Here is a 14,987-nt window from a genome sequence, read left to right as displayed (position 1 = left end):
TTCCATTGGACGATGGTATCGGGCGGCCGGCTTATTCCGGGCGGCGGAAACCCGATTGTGACACCATCGTACAATGGAACCCCGAGACTTCTTTAAGCATCCTGTTTCTGTCGATGGAGGAATACCCGCGGCTCATGTCCGACCGCAACAGGGCTCCGCGCCCGCAATCAACGGAGAGAGCGATGAGTAGGATCCTGACAGTGCTGACCTTGCATGATCGTCTCGGAAACACGGGAAGAAAGAACCGCTTCTGGCTGGAGGAATTCGTGGCACTGTACTACGCCTTTAAGGACGGCGGGGTGGCGATAACCGTCACCTCGCGCGGCGGACAACCGCCGATCGACCCGAAAAGCGACGAGCCCGAAGACCAGACGCCCTCGATGACCCGCTTCAAGGTGGACAAGGACGCCCAGTCGGTGCTTGCCAACACGGTGCGTCCCGCCAACGTCGATGCGAAGGACTTCGATACCGTGTTTAATTCTGGCGGCCACGGCCCGATGTGGGATCTGGTCGAGGAGTGCAAATCGATCACGCTGATCGAGTACTTCTACGGTGCGGGCAAGCCTGTGGCCGCCGTGTGCCATGGACCTGCTGTCTTCCATCACATGACCTACCAGGGATATCCCATGGTCAGGGGCAAGCGGGTCACAGGGTTCGCCAACTTGGAAGAGGAAGTTCCGTTCCTCGTCGACGGCGATCTCAAGGCGCTTGGAAGCCAGTTAAGTCCGAGGACTGGGCAAGTTTTTCAATTATCGACGGCCGCCTGATCACGGGACAGAACCCGGCCTCGTCGACCGCGGGAGCCCAGCTCCTGACGTTGCTGTAGTAGGTAGAGAGGAAGACCCCGATGAACTGGCATCTCATGGAAATCAACGGCGACGAAACGAAACGAGGAGACGGTAGCCCGATCGATGTGTTGATCGAATTCTATCGGGCTTTTAACGCCGCGGATCTGCAGGGGCTGGAAGCGGTCTGGTTCAACGACACGACCCCCAGCATGGACAATCCCATCGGTGGCATTCGCCGAGGTTGGGATCAAATCGCCGAAGGCTACGCTAAGCTTTTCGAGGGACGGGCGGAGGTCCACGTGACCTTCCATGATTTCACGAGCCAGGGCGGAGACAACTGGCATCTCTTCGTCGGCCGTGAACGCGGGATATGCCGGACGGTGGGCGAGACGCTAGACGTCGCCTTTCGGACTACACGCTGGTTCATCCGAAAGGAGGGCGCCTGGCGACAGCTCCATCATCACGGGTCCGTCGAGGATCCGAAGATGCTGGCCGATTATCAAAGACTGATCTTTGGATAGGAGTTCCGGGGCGCCGAGGATTTCCGGCGCCCTGAGGACCTTAATCCAGATCGCGTCCGCGAACGAGCGGAGCGACATCCGTGCCAAGCAGCTCGATCGAACCGCGCATCGCCTCCGTCTCGAGTGCCGCGGTGCTCATTTGGAACGTGAAGCGAGAAACTCCGCCCAAAGCCCTGTCTGCATGCAGGACCTTGGCGGCGACGGTTGCCGGGCTGCCGACCGCGAACGCGCCCTGCGGACCGCACATCTGTTCAAACTGCGCTCGCGTCGGCGGCGCCCAGCCTCGTTCCTTTCCTGCATCCGTAAACATCTGAAACCAGCCGGGAAAGAACGCATTCCTGGCGGCTTCGTCGGTGTCTCCTACGAAGCCGAGCGCGTGCACGCCGACCCTCTTGCCTTCGGGCGGATGCCCGGCGGCGTCCCACGCCCGACGATAGAGCTCGACCAACGGCCTGAAACGCTCGAAGCTCCCACCGATGATGGCGACCATCAACGGCAGGCCAAGTGTGCCGGCGCGGATGAAGGATTCGGGAGTGCCGCCGACGCCGAGCCACACTGGAAGAGTGCTCTGGTGCGGGCGAGGGAAGACGCCTTCGCCATTGAGCGGAGGACGGAAACGGCCTTGCCATTTGATCTTGGGCTCCTCTCTGATCTTGAGCAGCAGTTCCAGCTTCTCCAAGAAGAGAGCATCGTAATCGCGCAGATCGAACCCGAAGAGCGGGTATGCGTCAACTGACGACCCGCGCCCCACCACGATCTCCGTGCGGCCGCGCGAAATCAGATCCAGAGTAGCGAACTCTTGAAAGACCCGTACGGGATCGGCGGCGCTCAGGACGGCGACGGCGCTTGTTAACCTGATCGTCTTCGTGCGTGCCGCCGCCGCGGCGAGGATAACCGCCGGTGCGGAGTCGAGCGCGTTTTCGCGGTGGTGCTCGCCCATGCCGAAGACGTCCAGTCCGACCTGATCCGCAAGTTCGACCTCGGCCAGTACGGCCTCCATGCGGTCGACGGCGGACTGGAGCATTCCCGTCTCAGAGTCGGGCAGAAGCATGGCGAAGCTGTCGATACCGATTTCCAAAGGTGGATCCTTTCCATGTGACCTCGCGGTCGCCAGCGTCAATGCGGACGCGCCGACGTAATCGCGGCTTTCATCACACGGACGGGGAGCTCCGCGCTAGCCGTCTTTTTATGATAGGAAACATCGAAATATTCGATAGTCATCCCGCAGTTTCGACGCATCGATTTCCCTTACGTCCAGGAACCGACTTCAGCGACCGCCTTGGCGAACGCTTCCGGGGCCTCCTGCGGGAGATTGTGGCCGATCCCGCCGGTGACGAGCCGGTGCTCGTATTTAGCCTTGAATTTACCCGCGTAGGTCTTCGAATCCGGGTGAGGCGCGCCGTTGGCGTCGCCCTCCATCGTGATCGAAGGGATGTGAATTTCAGGTCCGGCCGCGAGCTTCGTTTCGAACTCGTCGAACCGTTTCTCGCCATCGGTGAGACCCAGCCGCCAGCGGTAATTGTGGACAACGATTGCGACGTGGTCCGAATTGGCGAATGCCCTGGCGCTTCGTTCGAACGTGGCGTCGTCGAACTTCCACTTTGGGGAGGCGAGCTGCCAGATCAGTTTGGCAAAGTCGTCAGTATATTTTCCATAGCCTTCCAGGCCGCGATCCGTCGCGAAGTAGAATTGATACCACCATTGGAGCTCGGCGGACGGCGGCAGCGGCGCCTTGCCGGCCATCTGGTTGCCGATCAGGTACCCGCTGACGGAAACCAGACCCTTGCATCGTTCCGGCCAGAGCGCGGCCACGATGTCGGCCGTCCGCGCACCCCAGTCGAACCCGGCCACGGTCGCGTTGTCGATCCTCAAAGCATCCATCAGCTTGATCGCGTCCACGGCAAGCGCCGACTGCTGGCCGTTACGCATGGTGTTTTCCGACAGGAACTTCGTGCTTCCATACCCACGCAGATGCGGAACGATCACCCTGTGACCCTGGTCAGCAAGCAGCGGCGCAACCTCCGCGAACGCGTTGATGTCGTAGGGCCAGCCGTGAAAAAGAACGACTGGGGGGCCGTTCGTAGGGCCGAGCTCGGCGTATCCGATACTAAGGTCCCCGGCGTCGATCTGTCGGTCGGCAACCAGTTCTTGCCCGGATGGTAGCGCAAACTTCTTATTTTGGGCGGCATTCGCGGCTCGTCCCGAAAGGAGACCCGCTGCCGTCAGGCCGATTGCAAACCCGCCGAAAGAACGGCGTGTGAGGTTTCCTGTCTCGTAATCGCTCATAAGTGCTTCTCCGATATGGCGGTGAACGCAGCCCACGACCCTGTGGTCGTGGGCGCTCGCCTGCGGAGTTTCGGACACGTGGGGTCGCCCCGCTAGTGGACGAAGGTGTCGGGCATACGAAGGTGTCGACGATGCCTGTGTCCAACAGGCACCATTTTCGTCGGTCGACGTACTGATCTCCTGACCATGGCGTTCGGCCGGCAGTTTTCAGGAGAAGAAGACGATGAGCTACCCCGAAGAGTCCGCCTCGATATTTCCCGGCGTCGTGATCCTTCTCGCGATGGCGGGTCTTGTCGCAGTCCAGGTCAACATCAAACGGGCCACAGCTTCAGTCCGCGTCTGGGTGCCGGCAAAGTCCAGTCAGGCACTGCCCGCGGGTCGGCGGGGAATTGTTCTCCCATATCGGCTGGATGCAGCCGTCCGGACCAAGTCTAATCGTGTACAGAGGGCGGAAACCCATGTATCGGAACTACAACAGTTGCGGGACGCCGCTGTGGCCTAGAGACGTGGTCATGATACGCGGCTTGCTCCAGGACCATTGCGCCATTCGACGATGCGAGAGGCAGGGTACGGAGGCCGAGGATGCCGCCCGACACCTTCTGTGGTGGTTTCAAAACGGGATGACTGACCGCGACAACCTACGTCGCCTTCTGCCGCCGACCTGAACGCCCGGATGTTGCGAGCTGAGTCAATCTTCAAGCCGACGTGGCCGCGACTCGCACGGGGACGCCCTTATAGGAGGGTGTTCCCGACAGTCGATCGTAGTGATGCAGGGACATGACCGCGTTCATCTCCGGATAGTAGCCCGCTATCGAGCCTCGAGGAATGTCATAGGCGACTGCTGTGAACCGTCTGACCAGATGCTGGTCGTCTCCCCCAATTAATCCTTTGATGTCGATGCGGTCTCCGTCCTTCAGCCCCCGGCCCGCGAGATCCTCGGAATTCATAAAGACGACGTCGCGCCGACCGAAAACTCCCCGGTATCGATCGTCCAGTCCATAGACGGTCGTATTGTATTGGTCGTGGCTTCGGATCGTGGTCAGCATCAGCGCATCCTGAATTCCGCGGGGCGAGTCCTCCGACAGACCTGGAGACACAAGGAAGTTCGCCTTGCCGTCCGGCGTGTTCCACCGACGAAATGACGCGGCGACGTCCAGCCTGAACCCGCCGGGTTTGCGCACGCGTTTGTTAAAGTCGGAAAAGTCGGGGAAGACCTCCTCGATCTTGTCGCGGATTCGGTCGTAGTTGGCGATCATGCCCTCCCAGTCGATGTCATGTCGGTCGCCCAGAGTGGCTCTGGCGATCCGTGCAATGATCGCCGGCTCGGATCGAAGAAGTTCGCCCGGTGGATTCAGAAATCCTCGAGACGCGTGCACCATGGACATTGAATCTTCGACGGTGACCGACTGTGGACCGGATGCCTGCGTGTCGAGATCGGTCCGTGCCAGACACGGCAAAACGAGCGTTGTCTTCGCCGTAAGCAGGTGGGAACGGTTGAGCTTCGTCGCTATATGGACAGACAGATCGAGCTTGCGCATGCCTGCGAATGTGGCCTGGGGATCGGACATGGCCACGGCGAGATTGCCGCCCAGGCAGATCAGCGCCTTCGCCCGGCCGTCGATGGCGGCTTCCACCGCCTCGATCGCATTGTGGCCTTTTTCGCTCCGCGGCCGAAAGCCGAAGACGCGTTCCATACCGTCGAGAAGCGTCTTGTTCGGAACCTCGGTTATGCCAACCGTCCGGTCGCCCTGAACGTTCGAGTGGCCACGGATCGGCGCGATGCCTGCGCCCTGGCGGCCGATGTTTCCTCGTAGCATCAGCAGGTTTGCGATCTGCTGCACGTTGTGGGTCCCCCGTGCATGCTGCGTGATGCCCATCCCATAGCACAGGATCACCCTTTCGGCGTTCGCGTAGATGCCAGCAGCGCTCCGGATAGCCTCCTTCGTCAAGCCGGATACCGCGACGATTTCGTCCCAACTGGTCGCTTCGACATCGGCGCGAAGCCCGTCGAATCCCGACGTGTGCTCGTCGATGAAATGCCGGTCGAGTACTCCGTCGCCGCCTCCGGCAAGGCTCGCCGTATCCAGTTCCAACACTGCCTTCATCAGACCCTTGAGGGCGGCCAGATCCCCGCCGACACGGATCTGATGATAAGCCGAGGCGATTGGCGTCGAGGACATCGTGACCATCTCGATCGGATCTTGAGGCGCAGCGAACCGCTCCAGCGCTCGCTCCTTCAAAGGATTGAAGACGATGATTGGAACGTTGCGGCGGGCCGCATCGTGCAGGGTCGTCATCATTCGCGGGTGGTTGGTGCCCGGATTGTGCCCGAAACTGAAGATCGCGTCGGCATGATCGAAGTCTTCAAGCGTCACGGTGCCCTTGCCGACACCAATGGACTTGGGAAGGCCGACACTGGTGGCTTCATGACACATGTTCGAGCAGTCGGGGAAGTTGTTGGTGCCGTAGGCGCGCACGAAAAGCTGATAGAGAAACGCAGCTTCATTCGACGCCCGTCCGGACGTGTAGAATTCTGCCTGGTCGGGAGATCCGAGCTTGTTCAGTCCACTCGCGATCAACTCGAAAGCAGCGTTCCAGTCGATCGGTTCAAAGCGATCGCTGGCCGGGTCGTATCGTAGGGGGAGCGTCAGGCGCCCGGCATCCTCAAGCTGGTGATCCGTCCAAGTCCAGAGTTCTGACACAGTGTGTTGCGCAAAGAAGCTTGCATCGGTTCTCTTCGCAGTGGTTTCCCACGTGATCGCCTTGGCACCGTTCTCGCAGAACTCGAACGACGAGGTATGCTTGGGGTCAGGCCACGCGCATCCCGGACAGTCGAAGCCCTCAGGCTGGTTTGCCTTCAGCAGGGTTCTGCTGCCCTGCGCGACGATCTGCTGGTGGGCGAGCGTCTTGGCAACCGCTTTCAGTGCGTCCCAGCCACCCGCGGGGTGGTCATAGCGGGCAATACCTTTGGGGCGGGGCTTGTTCATTGGAGACTCCTTAAATTGGCTTTCGACTTAAGCGGCAGATTCCCGCCTGACGACCATCTCACGATAAATTTTGGGGAGACCATTGCACGCCGGCGTCTCCAGGTTCTGGAAGGGGCCGTCCCCTGGCGGAAGGAGACGGCCCGAGGCGGATCATTGCTTGATCCGCGCGCTCCGGCGGAGGGGAGGGCGCAGGAGCGTTCGCTGTTTTGCAGCGTGTCGCCTACTGGGAGGCGGAGGCGACGACCAGAGGCTAGTCCCGCCCACTCACCGGCATAAGTGGACTTTGGTATCGCCCGTCATTAAGCGTGTCTACTCGTCGAGAACGAAGGGCTCGGCGACGACTACCTGTGGGTGCTTTACGGTCCGCGTCGCCAACTTAAGCACGCTATGGATTTACGGCCGTTCGGAATGTACTTTTAACGAACGAGCGCGCGGCTGCGCAGGATATCGCGTGGGGGACTTCATCGGAGATGGTAAGCTACGAGATCCTGGTTCTTGAGACCTTGCTCGACACACTTCTAAGCGGGTTAAGCGTCGATCTCGTCGGCGTTCTTCGCAACGAAGGAGTTCGCGACCAATCCTTCGAATTGATGCGCAGTTCACCGGAGTTATCTGCGGACGCCCTGGAGGCGGGCATCGGTCGTCTGCATATTCCCCAGACGGGCATGCTTCCGAAAACTACGATCATTGCCGGCACGACGATCTTCCTCCATGCAACCTTGATCGAGGGGCACGTTTCCCGGACGCTGGTTGTCGGATGCCGACGGCAGGAATTCCCGACGGACGACGAAAGTCGAGTACTTTCCCACGCGCTTCTACAGGCCTCGATCGGTCTGCAGCACGCACGGAAGGACCAGGGCGTCACCTCGCAATCCTTATACAAAGCCGATCTTGAGGAAGTGGTGGATTCCCTTCCGGGCCTCGCCTGGTCGTCAGCTCCGGACGGTTCTGCCGAATACTTCAACGGTCAATTTCTGAGCTACGTCGGCATGAGCGCCGATCAGCTTCGCGGCGTCGGTTGGAGGGCGACGGTGCATCCTGATGACATCGATGGACTGGCTGCGGAATTCCGGCAGATGTTGTCCGAGCTGCGGGGAGGCGAGGCAGAGGCTCGGATGCGTCGCTTCGATGGCGAATACCGCTGGTTCCTTTTCCGTACGAACCCATTGCTCGACAGTTCTGGTGCGTTGGTTCGCTGGTACGGACTGAACATCGATATCGAGGACAGAAAGCGAGCGGCGGACGCCTTAATGGCTAACGAGTTCCATCTGCGGCAGCTTACCGAAACCATCCCGCAGGCGCTATGGAGCGCCACCCCTGACGGAGTCATCGGATATCTTAACAAAAAGGGTCTGACATTCATGGGGGTGGAAACGAAAGATCTTACGGAAGGAACCTGGTGGGCCGATGGCCTTCATCCCGATCAAGTTGAGGCGACAATTGGAACGTGGCTCCGCTCGATCGCCACTGGTGAGCCTTATCAGGTAGAGGTTCTATATAGGCCTCCCGCCAGCAACGACTATCGATGGGCCGACGTAAGGGCGTTGCCGATGCGCGACGAAAACGGCACGATTCTGATGTGGTACGGCAGTCTCATCGACATCCATGATCGTAAAACGGCGCAGGAAGACATGGCCGCCAGCGAGAACAGGCTGCAGCTTATTATCGACACGATACCCGGCATGGTCTGGTCAGCCCTCTCCGACGGAGGAGGTGAATTCGCCAATCGTCATTTCCGGACATACCTCGGCCTGTCAATGGACGACGCTCGGAACTGGGGATGGGCGACGGCGGTCCATCCCGAGGATCTCCCTGACATGATGGAGGCGTGGCGGATCATGGCGGAACGCGTCGAGGCAGGAGAAGTCGAGGCGAGATTGCGCCGTTTCGACGGCGAGTACCGATGGTTCCTGTGCCGTGGCAGCCCACTCGTCGATGCGGCCGGCGACGTGAAATGGTTCGGGATCAACGTCGACATACACGACTGGAAACTCGCACAGGACGAGCTGCGCGAGGCGCAGGCGGAGCTCTCCCACATGACCCGCGTGATGGGCATGGGGCAGCTCACGGCCGCCATAGCCCACGAACTCGCCCAGCCACTTTTCGGGATCGTGACCAACGCCAGCGCGGGTATGGAGATGTTGAGCACCGAACCGCCGAACATCCACGGCGCGAAGGAGACCGTCAGGCGGACGCTCAGAGATGCAAACCGCGCTTCGGACGTTACCGAGCGGCTTCGGGCGATGTACAGCAAAAAGGATCCCGTGGTGGAGTTGGTGGACCTCAATGCCATCGCTCAAGAAGTCATCGGGTTTGCGCACGGCGACCTGCGCAAGAATGGCGTCAGCCTGCGAATGCATCTCTCGGCAGATCTACCGGCGGTTAGAGGCGACCGCATCCAGTTGCAGCAGGTCATCTTCAACTTCATCAAAAACAGCACGGAGGCGATGAACGGGGTTGTCGGTCGTTCGAAGGATCTTGAAATCTCCACAATGCGGGAAGGGCCCAGTCACGTACGCCTGGCAGTCAAGGATGCCGGAGTAGGTTTCGATCGGGGGATTTCCGAGAAGCTGTTCAGCCCGTTTTTCACGACCAAGGCGAATGGAATGGGGGTTGGACTTTCTGTCAGCCGCGCAATCGTCGAGAGCCACAACGGACGTCTATGGGCGGAGCCGAACCAAGCCCACGGAGCGACGTTCGCGTTTTCGATCCCGGCAGACGGAGTCGTCATTCGTGGCACGTTTGAGAACGAGCTGCGTCAGGGCTAACTCCGTGGCTCGGCGGAAATCTCCGGCTCTCCCTCGACGTGACCGCGCGTCGCGTGCCCTCGCGCACCGGCGGAAACCGTGAACTGGAAGATGGCACCCTGTGGGAGCGCCTCGGTCACCCACAGCTTTCCACCGTGTCCTTCGATGATCGAGCGGCAGATTGAGAGTCCCATTCCCAGCCCTTCGGTCTTGGTCGTGTAGAAGGGAGCGAAGATTCGTTCCAAACTCGCCTTATCGACGCCAGGTCCGGAATCCCGAACGGCAACATGGACTTTGCCCGGCGAACTGAGGGCAGTGGTGACAGTTATTTCGGTCCGCTCGACCTCCGCATCTTTAATCGCGTCGATAGCGTTCATGATGAGGTTCAGCACCACCTGCTGCAACTGAACACGGTCGCCCACCACCAGTGGCAGGTTCTGCGCCAGATGACTTTCAATCTGCACGCCGCTCTTCAAAGCGGCCCCGCGCGCCAGGCCGATAATGTCCAATACGACTTCGTTGATATCCAGACCGGTCATCTGCGGCGGAGCGTTCTTGATAAGAGACCGGATCCGATCGAAGACGTCGCCTGCACGACGACCATCGCTCACGACGCGGATGAGCGCCTTCTGCGCTTCGGATATGCGCGGGGGCTGCTCGGACAACCAAAGCATTGCGGTTTCGGCGCTTACGACCACACCTGACAAGGGCTGATTCAGTTCATGGGCGATCGAGGCGGCGAGATGACCCATTGTGGCCACACGGTTGGCGTGCGCCAACTGCAACTGGATTTCATGAAACTGGCGCTCGCTTTCGCGGGCGACTTGCTCTGCGCGCTTTCGGTCCGTGAGGTCTACGATAAACGCGACGCCCTCCGTCCGCTGCCCTTCGAAAACTGCCGCTCCGACCAGGACAGGAACAAGCGTGCCATCCTTACGGACGTATTCCCCTTCGAACGGCGTGGCGACCCCGGTCTCCATCATGTCTTCTAGGATGCGGTCGTCATCGTGGTTCCAATCCCTCGGCATCAGCGTTTTCCAGCGCACCTTGCCGGAATGGAAATCCTCGACCGAATATCCGACGATCTCGAGAAAGGCTTCGTTAGCGTCCGTGATGCGTCCATCGATGTCCCAGGTGAAAATCCCGATGACGTTTGCGTTGAACAGTCGTCGTACCCGTGCTTCCCGTTCTTGCAGATCGCTATAGAGCCGGGTGTTCTCGAGGGAGATGGCCGCCTGCGAGGCGAGAAGTTCCAGGACCACGGCCCGATCCGACGTGAACACATGCGACGCCAGCGTGTTCTCGAGGTAGAGGATTCCGCTAAGAAGCCCCTGTCGGACGAGCGGAAGGGCTAGGGCGGAGCGGGGGGTCCGAAAATTGAAGTAGGAGTCTCCCGTGAAGAGGTGGTGCTCCCTGGCATCGTCGAGGATCACGCTCTCCTGCGTTCTCATGACATAGCGAACGAGGGTTTCAGGAGCTGCAGTCTTCGCGTTCGCGTAGTGCAGGACGATGTCGTCCCCGTCGGTTCGCGCCTCCACCTCTATACGGTAGTCAGTATCCTCCGCCAGGATCAGCAGACCCCGATCCGCGCCGGCGTTCTGTAACGCGATCGTCATCAGGCGCTCGATCAGCCGCGGCAGGAGGATCTCGCTTGAAAGAGCCTGAGAAGCGCCGACGATCGCTGCGATATCCAGTTGTCTGCCGGGAGGAGAGTTGATCTTGGTGCCGAGAGGGCTGGCAATGCCGAGCTTCGAATGGCGTGCCTCGAGGCGTCGAACCTTCCCCTCGGCGCCCCACCGCAGATAGCCTTCGCGAGCTTTTAGCAGATACAAGTCGGCGATGTCTTCGAAGCCGCGGGCAAGATAGAACTTGGAGGCACGTTCAAGAGCCAGCGCCTCGTTCTGAATAAATCCGTTGTCGCGTGACGACTGGATCGACAGCTCGTAGAAACGCTCAGAATCGAGGTGACGTCCATCGAGGTGCGCGAGCCCTGCGTCGACAAGCGCAAGTCGGTTCTCAAAATTCTGCGGGCAGTTTTCGCTCCAGACCGCAAGCTGCTTTCTGTGTACCGCGAGCTCCTCGAGATGGGTCGTCTTCCGCTCGGACGTCACGTCCGCCTCGATCGCTCCAAGATGTGCGATGGCGGAGTAGAAATGGTAGTCGGCCTGCTCGATGAAGGCCGACGTGGTCCAGAGCAGGGACTTTGCTTTCGCGGCGGATTCCAGCGCCATTGAAAAGTCTTCGTTCAGAACGCAGAGCTGAACCTTCCGTATCCAGTAGCGGCATGCGGCTAGGACTAGGCTACGATCAGCGTCGAGGCGCTCCTCGAAAGTCTTTTGATCGAACAGCGTGCCGTTGGCGTCCGTGTAGTCGGACTCCAAACCCCTAAGCGACCGAACGAGAGATCGTTGCCCCCTAAGGCTCTCCACGACCGCGCCGAACTCGGACTTGCTTGCAAAATCCACTCCTTCGACAGCGACCGTTTCAGCCTCCTGCAACGTGTCGCCGCAGAAAAGCGAATAGATGACCGAGTGATTGCAGCAATATCCGGCGAAAGCGAGGTCGCCGATCTTCAGGGCCTCGTCGAAAGCCTGCCGGATGAAGGGCCGACCAAAGCGGACGTGCTGCGACCACGGGCTGATACGGGTGCCGAAGTTTAGAAAGACGCGGGCGCCGAATTCGCTCGCTCCCAGCTCCTCCAACAGGGCGAGACTGAGCTGCCCGAACCGTAGCGCCGTAGCGTAGTCGCCGAAATAAGAGGTGAGAACGAGACCCAGCCAGACGTAGCCGCAGCATGACGCGCCACTATTGCCCTGCTCGAGGCTCAGCACCACCATCCGCGCGATCATCAGACGATGGAGCTTTGGATCCACGTTCACCGCCGTAGGGACAAGTCTGGTGAGTACGTCGAGCGTCGCCCGAGTAGCATCGTCCGTCATCAAGGGGAGGCTTATCAGCTCCTCGATCTCTCTGCCCCCGAGCTCCTGCCAGATCAACGCGAATTCACCGCGAACGTCCTCGTCAGTCGGGACCTGGGGCCAGACTTGTCCGATATTCCGGAGAAATTCGAGGCCGACCTCCACCGCCCTCTCGGGCCTGACGAGGATCGTATAGAGGTCGACTGTCTGGCAGGTGACGGCGGCTTGGTCGGCAAGCCCTGCCGCTCTCTGCGACAGCGCAGATAGCCGTTTCTCCGCCGACGCCAGCTCACCGGTGAGGTATTCGCACTCGGCGATATGAAGCTCCAGTTCGAAGGCGAGGCGGTAGCGTCGTGTCCAGCAATCCTGGACCAGCAGTGCTCGCCCCGCCGAGAAGTACTTCAATGCCGACGGATAGGCGGCGGCATTCTTAGCGCGCCTTCCTGCGATCAGATTGAGTTCTGCTATCTGATCACGCTCGTCCGTCGATCCTAGCGAATCGATGTTTCCGTTGAATTGAGCTACGATGTCGAAGACCCGTTCTTCGAGCCTTTCGCGCGGGGTCACCGCCAGAAGCACCCGTCCGATGCGGAGATGAGCGGAGGCCTGCTCATCTTCAGGGATCAAGGAATATACGGCCTCCTGGACCCGGTCATGCTGGAAGGCGTAGGAGTTTCCCAGCCGGAGGATTAGCCCGGTCTCAACCGCCTCGCGCAGGTTCTCTTGCAGTTTCCCCTGAGTGATCTCGCAGATCGTCGCCAGCAGCGAGATATCCGCACTCGCACCCACACAGGCAAGCTGGCGCAGCGCCGCGAGGCAGGCGTCTCCCAGACGATTGAGCTTCAAGACCATCAGGTCGACGACGTTGTCGCTGTATCCTTTCGCGTGGATGCGTTCGATGTTCCACGACCATCCCAAGTTGACATGATCGAAACTCAGGAGGTGCTCGTCCGCGAGGGCCTGCAGAAACTGAATGGAGAAGAAGGGGTTTCCTGCCGTCTTCTCGTGAACCAATCGCGCGAGAGAGTGGGCGCGTTGAATGTCGCAGTGCAGAGTGTCGGAAACTAGCTGGCCCAGGTCTTCGGGCGAAAGCGGCTGAAGCTCGATTTCGGTTACCACGGAGCCCTTATCCCGGATCGATCCGAGCTTACGCGCCAGGGGGTGAGAGGTGTCGACTTCGTTGTCTCTGAAGGTGCCGATCAAAAGCAGATGCCGTATCTCGGACCGGAGGATTAGATCTTCTACGAGATCGAGCGAGGCGGCGTCGATCCATTGAAGATCGTCGAGGAACATCACCAGAGGATGCCCCGGTCTTGCAAACGCGCCGATAAAACGCCGGAGCACGTTTTGAAACCTCCGCCGAGCGTCCGCCGGACCCAGTTCCGCCAATGGCGGCTGGGCTCCAACAACGAGCCGCAATTCCGGAATGAGCTCGACGATGAGCGAGCCGTTCGCCCCCAGAGCATCAAGGAGCAAATCTCGCCATTCCTGAAGCTCCGTCTCGCTCTTGCCCAGTATCTGCCGAATTGGACTCCGAAAAGCCTGTGCGAGCGTCGCATAAGGTATGTCGCGCATGAACTGGTCGAATTTGCCGGTGACGAATATCGATCTGGACGGCACCGCCAATTTGTGAAGCTCGTTCACCGCGGACGATTTGCCGATGCCGGAGTATCCCGAGACAAGCGCCAGTTCCGTCACGCCGGTATCGACTACGCGATTGAAAGCCCCCAGCAGGGTGGTCATCTCGCGGGCCCGGCCGTACAGCTTCTCGGGAACTACCAAACGGTCCGGAACATCGTGGCGGGCAAGAGGGAAGATACCAATGCGCCCATGCGCCTGCAATTCGGAAAGGCAAAGTCGAAGATCATGCTCGACGCCCGTCGCGGTCTGGTACCGTTCCTCGGCAGTCTTCGCGAGAAGCTTCATGACCAACCTTGAAACGGCCTCCGGAACCGCACCGAGGCGTTCGTGCGGCGGCGTCGGCCTTCGTGCTATATGGCAATGGACCCATTCGACGGGGTCGGATGCAGTGAACGGAAGGGACGCGGTCAGCATTTCGTAGAATGTTACGCCGAGGGAGTAGAGGTCGCTCCGCGAGTCGATCGACCGGTTCATCCGGCCTGTCTGTTCGGGTGCAATATAAGGAAGGGTGCCGACGATGGCTTCCGGCGGTAGGTTGACATTGCGTTCGCGGGACGTCCGCGCTGCGATCCCGAACCCGGTTAACCAGGTCTCGTCCGATGCTTGGTCGATTAGGAAGTTCGCCGGATTAAGGTCCTTGTGAATTAACCCGGTAGCATGAAGCGCCGCGACAGATTGCGTCATGGCAATGGCGAGTCGAAGAAACCTCTGGAGGTCCATCGGGCCGCTGACGACACGGTGAAGTGGTTCCGCGCCTGGATCGGCGAGAACAAGCATGGTGCGACCATTTTCTCGTATAAGTTCAAGCGGCCTGACCGCCCAGGGAGCGTCAAGATGGTTCCTCAGGTCGAACTCGTTGGTGAGGCGGTCGAGACTTGCAGCGGACGGTTCCTCGCGAGCAGGCGTCACGACGATAACTGGACGATTTGCGCCATCCGGTTGGTTGCGAGAACCCCTGAATACGACGCGCTGTCCATCCTCCCACAGCACCTGCTGCAGGGTTATATCGGCAGCACGTCCGGCCACGTTTAGCTCCATCTCTCCTGCCTTCCTTCGAACCTCCACAAGGGGAGCGGCTTGTGCCCGCCCAACTTCGCGA

6 protein-coding genes and 1 pseudogene are annotated in these 14,987 nt (G+C 60.1%); 3 read left to right on the top strand and 4 right to left on the bottom strand.

Translation table 11 applies throughout. The annotated features are described in order from the left end of the window. The first annotated feature begins 182 nt into the window (after nt 1–182). Nucleotides 183–826, top strand: a pseudogene (locus tag AC1DNI_RS10835) (type 1 glutamine amidotransferase domain-containing protein). Nucleotides 827–847: 21 nt separating this feature from the next. Continuing rightward, the gene (locus AC1DNI_RS10830; protein ID WP_153667423.1) at nt 848–1,309 is read left to right on the top strand and encodes a YybH family protein; all 462 of its coding nucleotides are present in this window, start codon (nt 848–850) and stop codon (nt 1,307–1,309) included. A 40-nt stretch (nt 1,310–1,349) separates the two neighbouring features. On the opposite strand, the gene AC1DNI_RS10825 is transcribed toward AC1DNI_RS10830, so the two are convergent. From AC1DNI_RS10825 to AC1DNI_RS10815, 3 genes are all read right to left on the bottom strand, one after another. Further along, nucleotides 1,350–2,387: an Atu2307/SP_0267 family LLM class monooxygenase gene (locus AC1DNI_RS10825; protein ID WP_153668202.1), complete on the bottom strand. Its 1,038-nt coding sequence runs from the start codon at nt 2,385–2,387 to the stop codon at nt 1,350–1,352. 170 nt (nt 2,388–2,557) lie between these two features. Next, entirely contained in the window at nt 2,558–3,595 is a 1,038-nt protein-coding gene (locus AC1DNI_RS10820) for an alpha/beta hydrolase (protein ID WP_174207547.1), read from the bottom strand. Nucleotides 3,596–4,290: 695 nt separating this feature from the next. Further along, complete coding sequence (locus tag AC1DNI_RS10815) at nt 4,291–6,582, bottom strand: FdhF/YdeP family oxidoreductase (RefSeq protein ID WP_174207546.1); 2,292 nt, start codon at nt 6,580–6,582, stop codon at nt 4,291–4,293. Between the two features lie 470 nt (nt 6,583–7,052). Here AC1DNI_RS10815 and AC1DNI_RS10810 point away from each other — a divergent pair, with 470 nt between their 5' ends. Beyond that, nucleotides 7,053–9,350 carry a PAS domain-containing sensor histidine kinase gene (locus AC1DNI_RS10810; protein ID WP_174207545.1) on the top strand — a complete coding sequence of 766 codons (2,298 nt, stop codon included), beginning with the start codon at nt 7,053–7,055 and terminating at the stop codon, nt 9,348–9,350. Here the strand turns inward: AC1DNI_RS10810 and AC1DNI_RS10805 are convergent. Continuing rightward, a complete protein-coding gene (locus AC1DNI_RS10805; protein WP_343051162.1) occupies nt 9,347–14,914 on the bottom strand; it encodes a trifunctional serine/threonine-protein kinase/ATP-binding protein/sensor histidine kinase in 5,568 nt (1,855 codons plus the stop codon). The two genes, AC1DNI_RS10810 and AC1DNI_RS10805, sit on opposite strands and share 4 nt — an antisense overlap. Nucleotides 14,915–14,987 lie beyond the last annotated feature (73 nt).

It is taken from the genome of Phyllobacterium sp. 01N428 (assembly GCF_056399405.1).
The sequence above is the reverse complement of the archived record's forward strand: the minus strand, read 5'-3'. Positions and strand labels throughout refer to the sequence as shown.